The 20,202-nt window shown below is 39.1% G+C and carries 13 protein-coding genes; 6 read left to right on the top strand and 7 right to left on the bottom strand.

Annotated features, from left to right (window positions below; genetic code table 11):
• Both E1176_RS17865 and E1176_RS17860 read right to left on the bottom strand, forming a co-directional pair.
• A partial coding sequence (locus E1176_RS17865; RefSeq protein ID WP_155212412.1) for a hypothetical protein occupies positions 1-276 on the bottom strand: 276 nt, incomplete at its 3' end.
• Positions 277-513: 237 nt separating this feature from the next.
• Positions 514-1,122: a DUF6515 family protein gene (locus E1176_RS17860; protein ID WP_155212411.1), complete on the bottom strand. Its 609-nt coding sequence runs from the start codon at positions 1,120-1,122 to the stop codon at positions 514-516.
• A 258-nt stretch (positions 1,123-1,380) separates the two neighbouring features.
• Here E1176_RS17860 and E1176_RS17855 point away from each other — a divergent pair, with 258 nt between their 5' ends.
• On the top strand, positions 1,381-1,536 hold the full coding sequence (locus tag E1176_RS17855) for a hypothetical protein (protein ID WP_185152869.1): 156 nt from the start codon (positions 1,381-1,383) through the stop codon (positions 1,534-1,536).
• Here the strand turns inward: E1176_RS17855 and E1176_RS17850 are convergent.
• Both E1176_RS17850 and E1176_RS17845 read right to left on the bottom strand, forming a co-directional pair.
• Positions 1,533-2,360 (bottom strand): MBL fold metallo-hydrolase, encoded by an 828-nt coding sequence (locus E1176_RS17850; protein ID WP_155212410.1) that lies wholly within the window; start codon positions 2,358-2,360, stop codon positions 1,533-1,535. The two genes, E1176_RS17855 and E1176_RS17850, sit on opposite strands and share 4 nt — an antisense overlap.
• Positions 2,361-2,416: 56 nt before the next feature.
• On the bottom strand, positions 2,417-3,193 hold the full coding sequence (locus E1176_RS17845; RefSeq protein ID WP_155212409.1) for an EcsC family protein: 777 nt from the start codon (positions 3,191-3,193) through the stop codon (positions 2,417-2,419).
• A 95-nt stretch (positions 3,194-3,288) separates the two neighbouring features.
• Here E1176_RS17845 and E1176_RS17840 point away from each other — a divergent pair, with 95 nt between their 5' ends.
• The gene (locus E1176_RS17840) at positions 3,289-4,284 is read left to right on the top strand and encodes an ecdysteroid 22-kinase family protein (RefSeq protein WP_246206132.1); all 996 of its coding nucleotides are present in this window, start codon (positions 3,289-3,291) and stop codon (positions 4,282-4,284) included.
• A complete protein-coding gene (locus E1176_RS17835) occupies positions 4,284-5,168 on the top strand; it encodes a 3'(2'),5'-bisphosphate nucleotidase CysQ family protein (RefSeq protein ID WP_155212408.1) in 885 nt (294 codons plus the stop codon). The genes E1176_RS17840 and E1176_RS17835 overlap by 1 nt, the downstream gene beginning before the upstream one ends.
• Positions 5,169-5,441: 273 nt before the next feature.
• Here the strand turns inward: E1176_RS17835 and E1176_RS17830 are convergent, their stop codons facing one another.
• Positions 5,442-11,993 carry an alpha-2-macroglobulin family protein gene (locus E1176_RS17830; RefSeq protein WP_155212407.1) on the bottom strand — a complete coding sequence of 2,184 codons (6,552 nt, stop codon included), beginning with the start codon at positions 11,991-11,993 and terminating at the stop codon, positions 5,442-5,444.
• A gap of 61 nt (positions 11,994-12,054) precedes the next feature.
• On the bottom strand, positions 12,055-12,246 hold the full coding sequence (locus tag E1176_RS20795) for a hypothetical protein (protein WP_185152870.1): 192 nt from the start codon (positions 12,244-12,246) through the stop codon (positions 12,055-12,057).
• Here E1176_RS20795 and E1176_RS21490 point away from each other — a divergent pair.
• Complete coding sequence (locus tag E1176_RS21490) at positions 12,228-12,368, top strand: putative zinc-binding metallopeptidase (protein ID WP_155212406.1); 141 nt, start codon at positions 12,228-12,230, stop codon at positions 12,366-12,368. The two genes, E1176_RS20795 and E1176_RS21490, sit on opposite strands and share 19 nt — an antisense overlap.
• Before the next feature lie 26 nt (positions 12,369-12,394).
• Here the strand turns inward: E1176_RS21490 and E1176_RS17820 are convergent, their stop codons facing one another.
• Positions 12,395-15,565: an AsmA family protein gene (locus E1176_RS17820; RefSeq protein ID WP_155212405.1), complete on the bottom strand. Its 3,171-nt coding sequence runs from the start codon at positions 15,563-15,565 to the stop codon at positions 12,395-12,397.
• 269 nt (positions 15,566-15,834) lie between these two features.
• Here E1176_RS17820 and E1176_RS17815 point away from each other — a divergent pair, with 269 nt between their 5' ends.
• Both E1176_RS17815 and E1176_RS17810 read left to right on the top strand, forming a co-directional pair.
• Entirely contained in the window at positions 15,835-19,491 is a 3,657-nt protein-coding gene (locus E1176_RS17815) for an ATP-binding protein (RefSeq protein ID WP_155212404.1), read from the top strand.
• A 321-nt stretch (positions 19,492-19,812) separates the two neighbouring features.
• Positions 19,813-20,202, top strand: a 390-nt coding sequence (locus E1176_RS17810) for a hypothetical protein (RefSeq protein WP_222933176.1), incomplete at its 3' end; no start/stop codon positions are given.

Below are 20,202 nucleotides of genomic sequence, written 5' to 3'. Positions count from 1 at the left end.
GTATACTTTGTGACCTTGTGAGGGATTGCCCAATATGGGTTTGATTACACTTTCTGTTAAATCAGTGGCGTCTCCATCATTTGAAATACTGGTTTTAAACCAGGCCAGATTTCGATCTGTAGACCTTGGCAGATCACGCACAAATTTCCCCTCAAAGGTAGAAGCACCAACCACATTAGATTTTCCATCAACACTTTGAAATGTAACAAAGAAGGTGCCTTGAGCAACAGCAGTGATACTAAAGAGTGAGAATATTAAGGTTGTAATAAGTTTCATATAAATCACCTTAGTTCTCAATATAAGGTGCCAAGCTACCTTTTTGTTCCTCAGGGGATAAGGAATAAAAACGAGGCCGTCTCAAAAGGTGAGTCATCCTGATTTTCGAAGGATCTTACTAACAAAATGTGATCATGCGATATACTTAGTAAGATTCTTCCTTCGTCAGAATGACCTGTAAGAGTTGTGTTACAACTTTTGAGACAGCCTCTTATACTTTTGGAAAGTGCAGTAAACTTAGAGTTTCACTACTTCATAGCCAATTCCGTCTTCCAGTTCATCAGTTTCCACTTCCTGATAATATACATCATCAAGCACGTAGTACTCAGTGCCATCAATTTCTTCAACCTCGTAGCCATCAGGTAAGGCATCAACCATGGCACCTTCCGGTGCATCCACTACTTCAAATTCATTATCTACTTCTTTGTAAAAACTCCCATAATAATAGAAATAGGATTGATTGGCTACTACAACTCTTCTTCGAGCAGCGGGCAAGGTTCTCACACGTACGCCCACTACTGGTCTTATCACTACAAAACCTGAGGCTGCCGGTCTGTAAAAAATACCTTCATGATAATGATAACTTGTACCGGCTCGCTTTATTAAAATGGCTCCTTTTGGTGCAGCTACGACTGTCGCTCTATATCTTGGCAGGTGGCGATAGGCAAAATGAGCCCTTCTGGCAACCCGTCTGCGTACTCTTCTTCGCGTTCTTCTTTTGATTTTTCTTTTTTTGGCTCGTCTGATCTGGTTTTCTGAGCGTACCTGCGCTTCGGCTTGAGGGGCTATCTCAGGAGCAGCAAATCCTGCAATTATAACCATGAGTGCTATCACAAATTTTTTCATAATTGATAAGATTAAGGTTTTGAATATAGTTTCGACCGGTTAGATGAAAATAAGAATCGAAGGTTTAATCAAGAAGTTAAGTTTTATTAAAATAATAGAGATACCTATTTTCTACATTCCCTTTTTAATATCCTAGTTTTGTAATGAAACTTAAATTATCATATGTAAGACAGTGCCGCTTTTCCTGCAGCTTTAGCAGAAGAAACCTTTCACCAATGGCTTGAAAAAGGTAGAGACAACAATATAGGTTACCGCTATATGCTCGTGATCTGGGATACCTATGACAATGCCTACAAACCTATTTATGCAGAAAAACTAGAAGCTGTGGAAGGCTATGAGCGATATAATAATGCTACTGGCAGGGAAGCACTGATTGCGGCCTATGATTTGTATACTGAAAGTAAGGTAGGTTAGGTCAGAGAGCCATTTTCGTAGTCTCTTACTGCAGATTTCACCATGTTGAGTTTAGAGAGCTCACCGTGAGAAATCAGGTTGATAAATCCATGCTCTTTTAAACCCAGTGACTTAAAAATTTCTTTTGGTTTCAGGCCCTGCTGGTGTAGACGTACAACTTTGCCACTAAAGTCCTGCAAATATTGCAGTTTATTCTTTAACACTTCTTTTCCATTATCAAAGTGCAGGTTATGGCTGCAAAACATTACTTCAAAATCTAATGCCAGTACTGTTTTGATCGACTGTATCTGCTGAGCAATGCTTTCATCCTTTAAATAATAACCGATGTATGCGTTTATATAGAGATCAGCAGAAAAAAGCCACCCTTTCTCACGCTCAAAAAGCGCTACCATATCCGGGGCGTGACCAGGTATCGGAATGATCTCAAAGTTGTATTGATTGGTTTTAATTTGATAATCCTCCGGTTTGAGCTCACGGTATGCTGGCCTGGAACCCCAGACTAATTTTTGAGCAAAACTCAAAGGTGGTGGGGCTTTCATTAAATCACAACACTTATTTGGAGCATAAACGGGACAATCAAATTGATTTTTGAGAGGCTCAATATTACCGGAGTGATCTTCGTGGTGGTGGGTTATGAATATTTGATCTACGTCCAGCTCAGCTAATGTTTGTTGTATTTGTTTTCTCATTTTGGCCTGACCGGTATCTATCAGAAGGCCATCGATGTAGAATATAAAAGAGAATAGGGTAGGCTTACTTATCGGATTATACCCGAAATTAAAATATTTGACATCTTCATGACTGAAGGCTGAAGTGGCTCTCATGTAACGAAAGTTGAGTTAAAAACCTTAATAGTGAAAATTACGATTTCTGATGAGTCTTAGGAGCTACCAGCGATATTTTTTACTTGTTTGTTAAATGCCTCTAACCTTAAGCGATAGGCGTTTATGGCATTGTCTCCGAGTTTTCTTGTATACCGATGATTCACATACGCTCCAGCTATGGCTCCTATTCCAGGTATAAGTTGAATCAGTTTAGCCAGATCGATAAAGTCTCGGTATTCCAGTTGAAATGATTTCCAGTCAAAGGCATTGATATCATCGGGTAATAAGTCTTTTTGCTTTTCCCAATCACTCATAATCTCAAACGTTTTTACACGCTTCTTCTGGCTAGAAAAAGTAAGCTGAAAAATATGTAAAATATAAAGCCTCTCTTTGTAATCGGTTGTGTCAAACCCGTAAGACGCAGCTATCTCAAACAACATTTTCATTTTAAGAGAAAGCCAAAGAGGAAAATCAGCAAGACCACTTAAAAACCCACCAAAACCTGTTACAGCACCTTCCACAGCTGAAGAGGATGAGTAGATGTCAACTTGCTTGAGTGCTCTCTGTTCGGCTAATTCAAATTTACCTTCCTGAAAATGATGAATTGTAGTATATCCTGCCCCAAACAATACCCCCCGCGTGATTTCTTTAATGGCTTTTGTTATTACACGGTGTACTTTCTCAGGAATTAGATTATTGATTTTGTGTTGTGTGCCTTTGGTTACCTGGTTTAGCAGGCTTGGTTTTTTGCTCATTTCAAAACACCAGCTTTGGTAGGCTGCAAAAGCCTTTTTATAATAAACTGTACGTTGATCAATCTTTAATTTGTTCATTCTGAAGTATAAACGTTCTTAAGCTTAAAAAAGTGATACGATTCAAGGTATTTCAAGAAACCTGATGATCAGAGCCTTGTTAAAACTTTGATCATATGATTAAAAAACATCAGATTTGGCCCATGGATATTGAGCATATAGTACTGAACATAACTCAAGCAGATGAAATTACAAAAACGGCCTTAGTGCAAGAGCTGTGGAGCGGATATGGTGAGATTAAAAGGTATAATTTAAAAGGTGGGACTCATCCCAGCGTGATTGTTAAGCATATTCATTATCCTAATCAACACAAGCACCCACGGGGGTGGAATACAAACATTTCGCATCAGCGGAAGCTCAAGTCATACCAGGTAGAGCGCACCTGGTATCAGCAGTATGCCGACAAGACTAATGATCATTGCCGCGTTCCACAAAGTTTTCATGCGGTGGAAGTGGGAGACGAGCTCTTGCTCATCATGGAGGATTTGGACACTAGTGGTTACCCTAAACGCTTAAATCCTGATCTTGTCACACTTAAGGATGCCAAAAACTGCCTTTCCTGGCTCGCCAGTTTTCATGCACAATTTATGAATACAAAACCGGATGGACTTTGGACTATCGGTACTTATTGGCATTACGATACCAGGCCAGATGAATGGGGGAAAATGCAAAATCTACCACTTAAAAAGGCGGCCAAAGGCATTGATGAGCGATTATATAATGCTCAATATCAGACATTAGTACACGGAGATGCCAAGCTTGCCAATTTCTGTTTTAGTGAAAATGGGAAGGTTGCAGCTGTAGATTTTCAATACGTAGGTGGTGGTTGTGGTATCAAAGACGTGGCCTATTTTATTAGCAGTTGTTTTGAAGAAAGTGAGTGCGAAAAGTATGAAAAAGAATTACTGGATCACTATTTCGACCAACTTGAATTAATGTTAGATAAAAGTATTGATTTTCAGTTGGTTAAGAATGAGTGGTTGGCTTTATATCCTTACGCATGGGCCGATTTTTATCGATTTTTAGACGGCTGGAGTCCAGGTCATTGGAAGATGCATGACTATAGCAAAAGGCTAACGCAAAAAGTAATTGAAGAATTAAATCAAAGTTGATGCTCAACAACGAAGACTTACATTCCCTTTGTGCTTTAGCGGAAACAGCCGCAAAAGCTGCTGGTGAATATATTCAATCTCAATTTAACCAACAGCACGAAACACTACATAAAGATGGAGGTAGCACTCTTGCGTCTCAGGTAGTTACAGAAGTAGATATTAAGGCCCAGGAAATAATCATTAAGCATATGCAACCGTCTATTGATGAGTTCGATTTAGGCCTGCTCACTGAAGAGTCTGCTGATGATCAATCACGGCTTAAAAAGTCACATTTTTGGTGTGTGGATCCTCTGGACGGCACTTTATCATTCACCCGAGGTCACTCAGGGTATTCAGTTTCCATTGCTCTGGTTTCGAAAAGTGGAGATCCTGTTATCGGTGTGGTTTACATTCCTGATGTAGAACAATCTTATACATCAATCAAAGGAATGGGAGTAAAGCTTAATGGCCTGCCAATAAGTCGTAATAAGGATTCTCAGGTTTTAAATGTGTATATGGATCGAAGTTTAGCTGCTCATAAAAATTTCGATTTTATAAAAACAGAGCTTAAAAAGTGGAGCAAAAAACACAATCTGGCTGATGTTTCTTTTCATAAAGGATTTGGAGCCGTGAGAAATGCGGTAAGTGTGATGCTTGCTGGCCATGCGTGCTATTTTAAATTTCCCAAGCCAGAAGAAGGAGGTGGTAGCATATGGGATTTTGCAGCTACACGTTTGTTTTTTGAAGAATTAGGTCTTCAAATTTCAAATGCTCATGATCAGGATCTACACCTCAATAACCCCGATACAGCTTTTATGAATGAACAGGGGGTTGTTTATGCTACAGATGAGCAATTAAAGAAATTTATATTGGGTTTGTACGGGCGAATCCATGTAAATGGATAAAAAAGAGCCTTTAGTTAATTTTACCTAATCTCATAGGTGAATTTCCAAGTGCATTAGATCGAATTCTCTTCTTAATCTCACTCAACCTAAATTAAGCATGTAGCAGATAATAAATGTCAAAATATTATACATAGGTATTGTCTATATTGATGTATGAGAACGAGCATGCAAGATATACCGACAAGAATCACCGTTACCACTGCTTGTATTATTGGCTATGCACTTCTTTTAATTTTAGCTCTTATTCTCAATTAGAAATTTTTACGTTATTTCTTATCTAGACTCAATATTTAAGATAATTGCGTTAGTATGGCTCATGAATTCAGGAGCATACATGCTCTGAATCGTGGTAATGCCATTGATAAATGATCCCTTATTATTTGCGCGCAGATCGTATTCAAAAACGTAAACGCCTTTAGGAACTCTATCAAAAAAGAAATTTGTGCTAGCATCTTTGGTGGCTTGGTAATATCCGAGGCCTTCTTGCCATTTATACTTTGACAGCGTAGTTGTAGGTTCCAGACCAGCAGCGCGCTGGTCTTTCATGTGAAGAAATTCCATATCTCGATCAGTTTTTAGCGTAATTCTAATTCTGAGCAAATCGCCTAGATTCAATGTTGTAGAATCGTTGACTTCATTCAATATTTCACCTTGACTATTTCTGTTGACCTTAAACACTTTTTTTGTCAGCTGTATAGCCTTGGTAGAAGCAGAAGTAATTGCATCTATATCTTGAAAGTATTGCCAGTATAAGCTGCCGTACGCAGGGCTCTTACCTTCATTTGAGAGTTTTACTTTTCCCAACTCAGGTATGATCGATTCATTATCCCATTGCTCTTTGAAATACCCTGTTCCGGCTTCAATATTGTCAGACAAAATAACCTGGTTACCAATCTGTGCTTTCACGGTTTTGATTGGGGCTTCGCTTATGTCTTCGTTTAGCAATACTGCATAAATGGCTTTTGTAGTCGCTTTGGTGGTGGGCCATTGGTTAACCTGCTTGTGTTTGAAAAGCCAGTTTTTCATCTCATTTATTATATTTGTTTTATCGCTAGATGTATCACTCATTATTTCATTGAAAGCCGAAATTAAAAGTGCCTGTGTTTCTATTTTAGCATCGACCCACCGATAACCGCCATCATTCGCTTTCCAATACATGCCCATTTCTTTACTCAAAATACTAGTCTCTTCCAGTGATGTGATTATATCATGTGCTATAGCGACATTTCCCTTCCTGAATTGAACCAGGGCGATCATTGCTTTACAAAGCAAGTTAAAGTCGGTCCAGTGAGTAGCACTTTGATTAGTGTAAAAATCCACCGCTTTTTTTAGCTCTTCCGACTGCTCTTTATCGAAAAAACTTCTTGTATATAAGTAATGGACTTGAATGTCGCTTAGCTGTCTTTCTTCATCGATAACTGAAGTAGAATCAGCAATTAGCTCTTTATAGTCCGCTATAATTTGTTTATCAAGGTGCTTTATGCCTTGCTTTATCATCCAATCATAATTTAGGAATTGTGGTTTAATACCTAAATGTTCCAAATGACCAAACCCGGCAATTATGTGCTGCGTAATGTAGCGGTTAGGATTATGGTTGCCACTAAACCAGGGAAAGCCACCTGAGCTCAATTGCATCTGATAAAGCTTATTAAAGGAGGCCTCAGATTCCTCACTTACTTTATCAATATCAAAGAGTATCGCAATCCGTTTTTGTTGCTCTTCCTCACTTTTTGCTTCCCGCAACCAGGGTGTTTCTTCAATTAATAATGCTTTCAGGTCTTGGTTTTTTTGGGGGTTGCTGATCAAGGCGTTTGAAGACTTCCAGCGATTGAAAACAGATCTTATGTTTTTGTTATCATCTACGATTTTTTTGGCCAACAAATTGGCATATAATCTTGCGAAAGTCTGCTCTGAGCATTCATAGGGATATTCCATAAGATACGGCAAAGATTTAATAACATACCAGATGGGGTTTGAGGTGATCTCTAAGGTCAGCTTGTGATGCACTAAAGTATTTGACTTATTATTGATCAGTTTTGTCAGTTCAAATTGCTTAGTGGAATTTCCTTTTACGGTCATGGGCAGTGTTTCTGTAACCAATTGCCTATCAGACAGAATGGGTATAATCTTTTGCTCACCATCACTATAAGTGCCATTGGTGGCCACGATTTTATACAGTATTGCGTTGAAATTTTCAGGTACCTTAAAGGACCATTCAACCGTATTTCCTCCTTTCGCTGACACCTGAACATCCATAATTTGTAGTTGAATAAGATCACGGGTAATTTCCTCATTTGTTTCAGCATCGAACAAAGAAAGTCGGACCCTTACCTGTTGAGGCTGGTCTGTGATATTCACTATTTTAGTGGAGAGTTCTATTTGATCACCATGTCTCAAAAAGCGCGGTGCATTTGGCACGACCATCAATTCTTTTTGAGTTATTGTATTAAGTGATTTATAACCTGCTTTTAATTCTTTACTGTGTGCGAGTAACTGAAGTTTCCAACGCGTAAGTGTTTCGGGTGTATCGAATTTAAAAGTTATTTCACCTTTATTATTAGTTTCTAAATGGGGATAGAAAAACGTTGTTTCCCTTAAATCTTTGCGGGCTTCAACTTTAGCGAGTAGCTCATCCGTTTTTTTCTGACCGGACTTTGTTTTGATAATCACTACGCCATTGACTGCCTTAGCACCATATAATGAAGTAGCGGCTTCTCCTTTTAAAACCTCAACGGAAGCGAGGTCTTCAGCTAAAATATCAGATTCAGAAACGATAACGCCATCCACTACATAAAGGGGCAGGCGGTTGCCATTAAGCGAGTTGTTGCCTCGGATTCTAATTTGTTGGACTGCTACTCCTCCCGCACTAACATCTACTCCTGGTATTTTTCCCGCTAACATTTCAGTATCAGGTACTTCCTCTACCGCAACTGCGGCAGTTGCTTCTGATTTTAATACTTCCCCATAAGCTGTCACCACAACTTCAGAGAGCTGCTGCACGTCAGACGCCATTTGCACATCAACTATATTTTGACCATCGGGCTTTACCACTTCAGAAGTCATGCCTATAAAGCTAAAAACCAGTTCGTCTCCCTTCTCATAGACAATGGTATATTGACCACTTAAATCTGTCACTGTTCCGGTGGTTGTTCCTTTGATTAGGACATTTACTCCAGGTAGCGGGCTTCCATCTTCTGCAGAAGTGATCGTACCGTATACATAGCCCTTCGGATGATCGGAGTTCATACTAAGGTTTACTTTTGAAACCTGCTGCAGGTCGTAATTGCGCAATCTTTTCAAATAGAGTTGATCGGCCCGCTTATTTGATAAGCTGAAACCGAACATATTTAAACCACTATGCTGATCGATGGGTTTGCGGTAATAGCGATGACTATTCCAGGTATTCTGAAGATTAAACCGAGTGGTACGAAAACTGTTTTGGTTATTTGGGTTGTAAGCATAGTACCTTGATTTGGGTAGCGGATCAAAGCTCCACTTATGTGGTATGAATTGATCGAGCGAAGTATCATACATCGAGGCTAGCATTTCTACCTCTCTACGCTCTTTATTAGTACCTTTTACTCTAAAAGCCCATGTTTCCTCAGCACCAGGTAATATTTTATCGCGAAAAGTAACTGTTTCAATCTGGATGTTTTCGTCTGCCCTGTTAACAAAAATATTCTTAGTGCCACTTTGATAGCTATTGTAGATGGCATAGTAGTAATGAACGGCAAATCCTTCGGTATCACTTTTACTTACATCAATAGCCACAGTCTTTACCTCATCTGATAGGTGAATAACATGTGTTTCTACAATTTTATGGCCTTTGTCGATATCAATCACAACTACCATATCCTGAGCTGCTGTGCCAATGTTAAGCTGAACGTTATCTCCAATATTGTAAACAGGCTTATCTGTTTTGATCTCAAAGAGTTGATTATCCGCTAATTTGTCAGACTTAAAATCATATATTTTAAAATAAGCGTGAGCTCTAATTTCATTTCCTTTGTCATCTGTGGTAGCAAGTTCGGCCAAATAAACGCCCAGTGAGGCTTCTTCAAGGCCCAATTCTGCCGAAGCAGAATCAAATCCAAAAGTTTTGACTTTTTCTCCTTTAGGCCAGTTTTTCCACGTGCTTATATTTTTATAGGGTTCGTGCGGAAACATTTTATTAAACTCGTTTTCCAAAATGACAGGTTGGTCCGGGGCGGGCCATGGCCGCTCGCGTAAAGGGGTAGTGGGCCTCTTGAGTTCATAAATGGTAATTTCTCCTTTGGCGGAAACGGGCTGTCCGTTCAAATTAGTGATCTGATACGAGATACTTGCTTTATCGATTTGGTTTATATCTATATTTTCAGAGACAGTTATAACAGCTTCTAACTGATGGTAACCGACCCTTACGTTTGTTTTGGCTTCATGTGTTTCTCCATTTATGTCCGTTACTACAGCGGTGATTTCATAATTAAATACAGGCAAAGAAGCTTTGTCAATCTCATTGTCAGGTAGCGCCATAAAGCTGACCTCATACTTTCCTTCATTATCGGTAGTGGTTTCACCGGAAGTGATTTCTACCGGAGGGTCATAGTGCCATCGACCCCAGCCGTACCATGGAGGAAATTGCACTACACGCTGAACACTGTAGACAACTTTGGCATTGCTGATATTGGCTCCGCTGAAAGACTCCGCTTTCCCGGTCACACTTACAGTATCATTGACGCTGAATGCCTTGTCTACAGAATTAAAGGAAACTTCAAAAGTAGGGCGTTTATATTCTTCAACATTTATGTAAAGCTCATTCCATAAGAAATCATCCATGACCTCATCATAAAACTTGCTGTCTTCCTCGTAATCCATATCTGCATAAAGTGAGTACTCCCCGGTGAGGCTGTGACTCGGTATCTTAAATTCTCCACTAAAAGACCCGTACTTATTTACTTTTAGTCTTAAAAAACCGACCTCATCACCATTTACATCTTCAAAATATACTTCTACATATTCACCGGTCAGCAAGCTGGTTTCATCTCCCCTCTTCTTTAATAAAATACCTTTGAAATAGAGTGTTTGTCCTGGCCGGTATATGCTTCTGTCAGTAAATAGCACAGCCTTGGCTGTGACATAGTCGCTGTTGTCGTGGTCACTTCTGTTTTTGTATCTCTGGCTGATATAAGACGATCCAAAGTCCACTGAATCGCCATCATGATAAACATCCAATAAAATGGGGATATAAGAATCACCCTGAGGAAGACTTACAAAACCATTTATTCCTGTTGTCAATAGCCTGTCGAAGTTACCTTCATAACTAGCTTCTGGATTATGTCTTACATGTATCCGGGCACCTTCCACAGGTTTTCCTGTAAACCGATCTACTACCTGAAAACGCTTTTCATTATTCAGTGTGGCTTCCAATAGCGCTACTTGAGTAACCTGCATAAGGTCATAAGCATATATATCCTTAGATGCTTTTTGCTTTAGCGAAAGCAGCACAACGTAAGCTCCTTTTTGCATTGGAGAAATAGCAACTTCTGTCGAATGTTGCTCATAGTCACCGGGATCTTTTAGACGAATAAACTTTTCATTAAAGACAGGTAATTTTTCCAATAATTTGGCTTTTTCGTATTCCGAAAGCATGCTGGTGAATGATACCTCTTGTTGTTGTGTGAGTTTGTAAATTTTGAGATATAGGGAGTCGATATTTTTATATTCAACCAGGATTTTAGCATGCTTCTGAGGTACTACAAATTGCTCTGCAGTTACTTGTAATTCTTTGGTTTCAATATGTTTTTTTAAGGTAAGGCAATGTCCAGCACCGTCAGTATTTGGGTAGGCCTTTAACACATCATCGCAGATTTGCATAGCACGCGGTTTTTCCCCTGTACTATAGAATTGATTAGCTCGTTCGAAGTCAATCAAAGCAGTAGCTCCGTGACCTGCTGAGATCTTTTCAAGATGATCAAGTGCTTTGAAGTAATTTGGTTGATACTCCTGTTGGTTGACCTGAGAAAAAACATAATCCAACCTGTCGAGATCAACTTTTACAAAGGCATTGGTATCGTTCCTGCTCAGATGATATTTATATAGCTTCTGGCACAGTTGGAGCAATTTCAATTCAGGTATTGTATCCGTTTCGGGGAGGTTAATTTTTTCCAGATCTCCAAAATGGTTTTTATCGAATTTAAAATTATAGGCACTTTGTGTGTAGTAGCCCGAGTATCCGGTTTTATAAAACTCAATGGCATTGTGGGCAAGAATGTCGAGTAGGGTAGGCCGGTATTGATCTACTGAATCGAACCGGTTGATTAAAGAGTTATATGAAGATCCTCTTACCTTTTTCAACTCTTCGAACGGTTTTAATGAAAGTTGATATTGTCGATTAACTTCCGCTAAAAGCGTTTGAAGATCCCAGGTTCGAAAATCAGTGGTATCGATCTTTTCTTTGGTTTGCGTTCTCCGAAATAGCTGCCATCGGTTATGCTGGAGGTATTCGAAATAGATTTTGGCCAAATAATTTTGAAGGATGCCCCTTGATGGGTTTGAGCTTTGACGTATTTCCTCTTTAAAGCGATTAACCACTTTGAGTTCCGCATTTTCCTCAAGAGTTAAGGCAAACTTAGACTGATAAATTAAAGCCTTAATCAGTTGCTCTTCATTGTTATTTGCCTTGGCATGATTATAAATGGAATCTACGATCTCCAGAGCTGACTTTGGTAGTTCTTTTACCTCAAGCCGGTATACCTCCAACCATTTAGATCCATAGAAACTTTCGTGTTGACTTTTGGATGAAAAGCCCAGTAAGCATACTAAGCAAAAGGTTAAGAGGTATTTCATGTTTTAATAATCACAAGTAAAATGAATGTTACATTCTAAAGATGCGATTATAAAAGAAATTTTATGTCTCAAAAGGATTTTTCTTTAGTATAGAATTGACATCAATTAACACCACCTCTCCGGTATTATTATTCATGCGAAATGTATATGTCGTGGATGTAACAGAAACGGCCTTTTTTTTTGGCTTACAAGTCGCACCCATCATGGGTTTTGTAGACATGGCAAGTCCAGATTGTGGAGTTATGCATTCCATTGTTGTTTGCAGCCAATGCCATTAATCGTTCTATAGGCCTGCCCGATGTTAACCCTTTCGCTATTAACCAATCCGTAATCAAAAAGATGACTTTTATTCATGAGTTGATAATGATACGTTAGGTCTAGGTAATAAGGCGATAAACTGCCTAGTCTTTGTCTTTGCCCAAGCTTATGCTATAGTCCTCAGGAGTACCTTCAATCTTCAAGTTCAAGAATCTTGTTCTCTTACTTTCATCTCGATATTCAACTTCATCTACCTGATCTGAGGTGTTCTGGTCTTTTTTGCCGAATAACTTACTGAAACCAGCTCTGGTTACCACTTTCAAGGGTACTCTTACATAGTACTCCATGGATAAATCGGTGCCTTGCTCTCCTGACACTTCAAAATAGCCAATTGTTGAATTGATGTTCATGTTAGGGATTGAAAGCGTACCTTGTTTTAAGTCAAGTGTGTTATTGAGGGTGTCAAACCGAATGTTGGAAAGGTTCTTATCGGCAAAGTAGCTCGATAAAGCCTCAAACGCAGAGTAGTTGTTGATGCTCCCATTGACAACGTTGAGCTCCATGTGCAAGTCTGAGTCGTCAATTATTGGCACCATATCCGCATGCATATGTACTTTTCCCTTCAAGGTTCCGGATAGCTTCCCGTGTAGATTTTCTGACACCAGATGATCTTGTCCAAAATTCTCAAACTTGAAAAGTAACTTATCCAAATCCACATTTTCTATGACCATATCAGGACTGAAGTATATGGCTTTCGGGTCTGAGCCATTGAAATATCCCTTGAGCTTTACTTCACCACCAGCAGCTTTAAGTGCCATGGTATCAATATATAAGTAGTGATCAGCTTGCATTCGTCCTTGCAAAACAAAATCCTCAAGCAGGTATCTATGATAGTTGAGTGAAGAGATATTGAAATTGAAATTCATATCAGAAAAAGGCACTTCAAAAATATTGAAACCCGCCTCGTGGTCTTCGGGAGTCATAGTTTTATCTGCTGGGGGAGGGTTGTAGGCAAACAGTTGATCAAAATCGAGTCTATCACTTTTCAAGCTAAACTCGTGAATTCGATCTTTATCTGTAGCATCAAAGTAATAGGTCATGTCAGCTTTGAAGCTGGAGTTGCCCAGGGTACCACCAAAATCGCTAACCACAAGTTGGGAGCTATCCACAAAAATTGACCCTTTAAAATCCTGAAAGCGCATGGGGTGTACCTTCATGGTGGCATCCAACTGATCGATATCAATAGTAGTACTTGATAGTTTCCTATCAAAACGCATATCAGCGATGCCGTGTAATCGCAGGTTTCTAAATTCCTCATGTCGATAATCTTCTGGTACATGGTTTTCTCCACGGTAAGCAAACAGATCATCCAGTTGTAGTAAATCAGACCGAAGGTTGAAGTCAATTTTGGTATCTCCGATTGGCTCTTCGGCAAACCAAAGGTCATAGTTTTTCAATTTACCCGTAAAATGGAAGTCACTCTGATCAATCATTCCGGTAAAATCTATGATTCTGAAATCTGCACTGTCTATAAATATGTCGGCATTAAAATCATGTAATTCGTGAGGGTAATGAGTGAACTGGGCATGCAGTTGATTGATGAAGAATTCCCCCAGTGGCAGGTTGGGAGATTCTGTAAAAGCTCTTGCCGAACTAAGGAATTTCAATTTCATCGAAAAGTCTTTAATCTGTTCATCCATACCTGCAATAGAGTCATTTTCATTAGCAGTGAGCTCTTTCAAATCGATCAGTGAAGATTTAATGTCCATGACAGCCTCCACCGGCATATCGGTATGGTGTAAAATGGCGGGCAGATCTGAAACCGTAGCTTTTATTGCTATATCTGATTGCCCTACTTTAAAATCAAGCTGCTCGATTATCGCTTTATGACCGTCCATTTCAGCTTTTATATTAATATCTGTTACCGGCAGAGGATACACCGAGCTGAGCACATTCAAATCCTTCACTTCCAGTTTGGTAAAATAGGATTCATTAAGCTTTTCTATACTTTTTTCTGGTTGCGTGAGATCGATTACATCATGAAAATTCATTTCTAAAGAAACACCTCCAGAGACACTGTCAAGATTGGTGATATTTAGAAACTTAAACAGAAAATTGAGCTCAAATTTAGAAAGGAGTTGAATATCGAATTCTGGTGAATCAAAATTCTTGACGGCCACATTTCCTTTAAAAATACCAGTCTCTGGTTTAGCAGAAAAATCTTCAATCGAAAGCTCCATCGTTGTGGTATTCCGTTTTTCTCCGTTGGTAAAGTGGCCTTTAAAGAAAAGGTCATTGACTGTTTTACCAACAGTTGTATTATGAATGAAAGCATCGGAGCAACCAAAGTCTATTTCAATTTGAGGAGAGTTTCCGTTGATTGACGGGCCTTTAATCAACGCATCGAAGTATATTTTACCTTTATTTTCATACCTGCCCAACAGGGGGTTGAGCTCAGGTGGAGCAAATGCTAAAAAGAGATCAAAATTTGGCTTGTTACCTCTAAATTGAAGGTCGAGGTCCATGTTATTGTCGATGTCGATGCCACCTTCCATGAGGAAAAGTGCTTTTTCTATAAAAACCTCGGAGGGGTCTATCCTGAGTACGTTGCTTTCTGTATCAAGATGAAGGCTCGTTTGAAGCTCCACATGCTTATCGTGTAAAAAAGAAGTGTCATTGTCAACAATCAGATTGAATAGAAATTTGCTATCAAGAGAAATGTTTAGCTGATCGGCATCGGTTTTAAAGCTGGAATGGCCTTTTTCAACATAAGCCTCGACCAATACATTACTAGCTTCATTCAATTTTAGTATGTCGATATCTACAAGTTCTATCGACCTTAGGTCAAGATGCACTGGTTCACTGTCAAGAGTGCCTGACTCATTGGATGCCGTTTCTGTAGACAAGGCATTTACCAGATTAAAAGAGCCGTCTGTGTGCTGTATAAGTTTTAGAAAACCTTTTTCTAACTTTACTTTCTTAGCCTCAAAACTACCGTTTAGTACCGACCAAAAATCAAAACCCAGGTAAGTGTCATTAACGTGCATGAGCACCTCGCTTGTATCAGATTTATTCTCATAAACAGAGATATCTTCCAGGTCTACAGAGATGTATGGAAAGTTTGCAAATGGGGAAATATGACTACCTCCAACTTCTAACCGGCCTTTAAAATCATGATTAAGACGGCTTATCATTTCCTGCACGATCTCATCTTGCTTGGTGTATGTGAGCCCTAGCAACAGACCTGATGTTGCTACTATCACAACTAAAAAGATAAGTGTAGCCTTAAATAGTTTTCGGTTTTGGTATGCCATGTTACAAATAAATGACCTTTGGCGGTAATTTTTAAGTGTTGGAGGAAAGATTAATTAAAATGGCACAGTCCGGTGGCTATTTATTTAACTATAACCTGCGCGTGACAAAGGTAACTCCAATACAATCAAATACTTAAGATTTTATTTACTACCATATCAATGTTGGAAATATCAATGTGCTTCGTTGCAAAAAATGTTATTTTACAAGCTCACCAAACATACCTATCTGCTTTTGGTTTTACTTGTTTTTGAGCTACTTTTAAAAAAGCATGAAAGAAACCAATCAAGAGACACAAGGAAAAGACTTTCTTCACGGAGGTGGAGAGATGGGGAAATATATCAGACAAAAAGACTGGTCTAATTCACCTCTAGGTCCTCCTGAAAATTGGCCACAGAGTTTGCGTACTACAGTGAGTCTATGTTTGGGTTCTAACTTCCCGATAAGTATCGCCTGGGGTAAAAATCGTACCCAAATCTATAATGATGGCTACTGGCCTATATGTGGTGCCAAACACCCGGAGTCAATGGGGCAGGATTTTAAAGAATGTTGGTTTTCTGCCTGGCCTGTAATAGGTGAAGCTTTCGAAAGTGCCAGCAATGGAAAAACTGCCTTTCTCAAAAATCAAAGAATGTTTTTAGATAGATATGGTTATTTGGAAGAAACGTTCTTTACCTTTTCATTTAGCCCAATAAGGGATGAATCCGGTGAGGTGGTGGGTTTATTCCACCCAGTAACGGAGATGACCCAGCAATCACTTGGTGAACGTAGATTGAGTATACTTCGTGAAATAGGAGACCTTGCAGGAGATATTAAATCAGTTGCTGATGCTTATGAGCAAATTGAGAAAACACTCTCCAAAAATGAGCTTGATTTACCGTTTACTGTGATTTATAAGGTAAATCAAAAAGAAGAGAAAATAAGTCACTTCTCGAGTTCAGGAATTGAAGAAGGCCAAGACGCTTTTCCACAAGAAGTAAGTTTTAAAGAACAAAATATTGATCGCATTTCTGAGTTGCTTAAAACTGGTAGTGTAACTGAACAGGGCGATTTGGCTGAAATGCTACCTAATCTGAAGGCTGGGCCTTATCCTGAAAACCCGGATTCGATGTTTGTGCTGCCTATTCAGATGTCGGGGCATACATTACCATTTGCGGTAATAGTTGTAGGTGTAAGCGCCCGTAGAGCGTTAGATGATCAATACCGCACATTCTATCATATGCTCCGTGAAGCGATTGGCAATGTGCTTACCAGCGCCTGGGCCTATGAGGAAGAGCGAAAAAGAGTTGAAGAATTAGCAGCATTGGATAAGGCTAAGACACTGTTTTTCAGTAATGTAAGTCATGAGTTTAGAACACCACTTACGCTTATGCTTGGGCCTTTGGAAGATTTAAAAGGTCTGTCTCTCGAAAGCGATATTTCCACCGAAGTGGATGTGATCTTCCGAAATGCAAACCGCCTTAAAAAACTTGTAAACACACTTCTCGATTTCTCCAGAATAGAGTCGGGAAGAATACAGGCGAGTTATAGCCCGACCGATATATCTACTTTCACATCAGAGCTGGCAAGTAACTTCAGGTCTGCCATGGAAAAAGTAGATCTTGAGCTCAAAATAGATGCTCCCGATATAGATGGCGATGTCTATGTAGATAGAGACATGTGGGAGAAAATAGTGCTTAACATCATGTCAAATGCCTTTAAATTCACATTTGAGGGTTATATAGCTGTAAGTGTAAAAGATAAAGATGACCATGTGCAAATAGATTTCGAAGATACCGGAGAAGGTATCCCGGAGAAAGATCTGCCTTCTATTTTCGATAGATTTAAACGTGTGGAAGGCGCAAAATCAAGGTCGTTTGAAGGTTCAGGAATTGGGTTGTCGTTAGTGAGGGAGCTAATAAAGCTGCACAAAGGTGAAGTCAGTGTGCAGAGTAAAGAAGGCAAAGGAACCACCTTTACCATAACACTACTTAAGGGCAAAGAGCATTTACCGCAAGACCATATTCAACAAGAAGTCGATTTGTCCTCAACAAATATTGGGGCAGATGCTTTTGTAAATGAGGCAGAGCAATGGATAGACACACCCAATGCCATAGTTGAGCGATTGGCTGATCAAAAAAATAATCCCCGACAGCATACCGTACTCGTGGTTGACGACAACCAGGATATGCGAAGTTATATTATGAGGTTGCTTGAAAACACCTACAACGTTTTGCTTGCTTCCAATGGTGCTCATGCTTTAGAAGTGCTAGATAATGTGATTCCTGATCTCATTGTCACAGATATCATGATGCCAGAGATGGATGGTTTCGAATTTATGAGAAAACTGAAGGAAGATAATCAGTATGCCGCTATACCTGTGATTATGCTATCTGCCAGGGCAGGAGAGGAAGCCATAATAGAAGGTAGGGAAGCTGGCGCTGACGATTACCTGATTAAACCATTTGCAGCTAAAGAGCTTCTATCGGTACTTCATTCGCATTTATTGAGAAGGAATATTCGCGAAAGCAATGAGCTATACTTTAGAGCCATCACAGATAACACACCAGTGATGACTTTTATGACGAATCACCAGGGTGACTGCACATACTTAAACAAACAATGGCGCGATTATACCGGACAAACCATTAAAGAAGGTTTAGGTAAAGGTTGGTTGAATGCCCTGGTTGAAAATGATCAGGAAAACTCCTTCCAGATATTTCAAAATGCACTTAAGAAAGAGGAGCCATTTGAATTAGAATGTCGCATAAAAAAGAATAATAAGACTAACGAATGGCACCTGGCCACAGGGTTGCCAGATTTTAATGATGGTAAATTCAATGGCTTTATTGGCTCCGTAGTAAATATTGATGATAGAAAACGTGCAGAAGATAAGGTCAAAGAGAGTGAAAAGAAATTTCGTACCCTGGCTGAAAACATTCCGATTTTATGCTGGATAGCTAATCCGGAGGGTGAAGCCAAATGGTTTAACTCTAGTTGGTATACTTACACAAATACTTCATTAGAGGTCGTAGAAGACTGGGGATGGACGAAGTTGATCAACCCGGATATGCTGGATGAGGTAATAAATAAGTGGAAAGATGCCCTGAAGCAATCGGAAATGTTTGAGTTGATATTTCCTCTCAGAAGTGAAGATGGAAAATACAGGTCTTTTATATGTCGCGTTGTACCAATTATGGATGATGATGGCCGTGTTATTCAATGGTTTGGGACACATACCGATATCACAGAAAGAGAAAACCTTGTAAAGCAAAAAGATGAGTTTATAGGCATCGCTAGTCATGAACTCAAAACGCCTATAACCACGCTTAAAGCTTACACTCAGTTGATCGGTCAACATTTTCAGGACTCCAATGATCCTGAGCAGCTATTTATGGTCGACAAGATGATAAGGCAGGTAGATAAGCTTTCTGATCTCATCTCAGACTTGCTCGACATCTCCAGAATAGAAAATGGCAAGATGAAATTTAGGATGGAGACCTTTGATTTCGACCAAATGGTAAAGGGTGTTGTAGAAGACCTGCAGGTAACCTCTACACAGCATAGGTTAGAAATTATTTCAAAATCTAATGCTCAGGTATATGGCGATAGAGATCGGTTAGCTCAGGTTGTGACTAACTTCCTAACAAATGCCATAAAATATTCTCCCCAGGCTAACAGAGTGCTGATTAGTGCCAGCACGGCAAATAACAAGCTGCACTTCACTGTTGAAGATTTTGGTATTGGTCTATTAAAATTTGACCGTGATAAGGTGTTTGACAGGTTCTATCGTGCTGACGAAATAGACAATAAGACCTACCCAGGAATAGGGTTAGGCCTCTTTATCTCCTCAAAAATCATAGAAAGACACCAGGGTAAGATCGGTGTAGAAAGTCAACTCGATGTAGGCTCCCGCTTCTTCTTTCAGATTCCTGTGGGTGAAGGGTAGTTAGAAAAGCAAGGCGCATTGGTCATTTATACTATTTGATGCTTTCAGGTTAAGAAATCTACCCCTTAATTAACATGGTTAATGCCAAAGACTAATGATGAGTATATGCAGGTCAAAAATCTCTGCAATCATTAATAATGTTAAAAAATCTATTAAATTTTATTATCCTTCTTGTAATTTCGAGTTTTTACTTGATAAATGATGTCGTCATACAAAACAATATTGCTTCTTTTATATACATTCTTTATTCTCAATGAAACTGTCGGACAAGGTTTTGATATATCTGTAAATGCAGTTTATGGAACGTATCAAATGAAATCTATGTCCAATTTCCAAAAAGAGTTATATATGGATGCAATCTCATCTTTGGATGTGCCTTTTAAGATTACTGATGATTTCCCGGGATATATTGGTTATGAACTTACCACTAAGATACCACAAGCAAATTATTCTTATGGTGTAAATTTTGCCTTTCGATCGACAGGGGGTAGAATTTCTTATTCAGATTATTCAGGGAAATATACTATTGACAACAAGGTAAGAGCTTATGAATGTATGGGATCTATTGGTACTAATTTATACAAAATAAAAAAAATATCTTTTGACTTATCAGGGTACCTGGGTATTGCATATACTGATTATCAATTATCATCTGCGTTTCAAATTAATGATCTAGAGTCCGAGTTTAGTTCAATTTCATTTTCATCACTA

The organism is Fulvivirga aurantia (assembly GCF_009711475.1).
Classification (GTDB): domain Bacteria; phylum Bacteroidota; class Bacteroidia; order Cytophagales; family Cyclobacteriaceae; genus Fulvivirga; species Fulvivirga aurantia.
Note: the sequence above shows the minus strand (reverse complement) of the source record. Positions and strands in the feature narration are given on the sequence as shown.

What these genes read in the sequence shown, in the direction of transcription:
- E1176_RS20795 (WP_185152870.1), bottom strand. Translation starts at nt 12,246, where the DNA reads ATGGAATGCATAACTCCACAATCTGGACTTGCCATGTCTACAAAACCC.
- E1176_RS17835 (WP_155212408.1), top strand. Translation starts at nt 4,284, where the DNA reads ATGCTCAACAACGAAGACTTACATTCCCTTTGTGCTTTAGCGGAAACA.
- E1176_RS17815 (WP_155212404.1), top strand. Translation starts at nt 15,835, where the DNA reads ATGAAAGAAACCAATCAAGAGACACAAGGAAAAGACTTTCTTCACGGA.
- E1176_RS17830 (WP_155212407.1), bottom strand. Translation starts at nt 11,993, where the DNA reads ATGAAATACCTCTTAACCTTTTGCTTAGTATGCTTACTGGGCTTTTCA.
- E1176_RS17840 (WP_246206132.1), top strand. Translation starts at nt 3,289, where the DNA reads ATGATTAAAAAACATCAGATTTGGCCCATGGATATTGAGCATATAGTA.
- E1176_RS17860 (WP_155212411.1), bottom strand. Translation starts at nt 1,122, where the DNA reads ATGAAAAAATTTGTGATAGCACTCATGGTTATAATTGCAGGATTTGCT.
- E1176_RS17820 (WP_155212405.1), bottom strand. Translation starts at nt 15,565, where the DNA reads ATGGCATACCAAAACCGAAAACTATTTAAGGCTACACTTATCTTTTTA.
- E1176_RS17845 (WP_155212409.1), bottom strand. Translation starts at nt 3,193, where the DNA reads ATGAACAAATTAAAGATTGATCAACGTACAGTTTATTATAAAAAGGCT.
- E1176_RS17850 (WP_155212410.1), bottom strand. Translation starts at nt 2,360, where the DNA reads ATGAGAGCCACTTCAGCCTTCAGTCATGAAGATGTCAAATATTTTAAT.
- E1176_RS17855 (WP_185152869.1), top strand. Translation starts at nt 1,381, where the DNA reads ATGCTCGTGATCTGGGATACCTATGACAATGCCTACAAACCTATTTAT.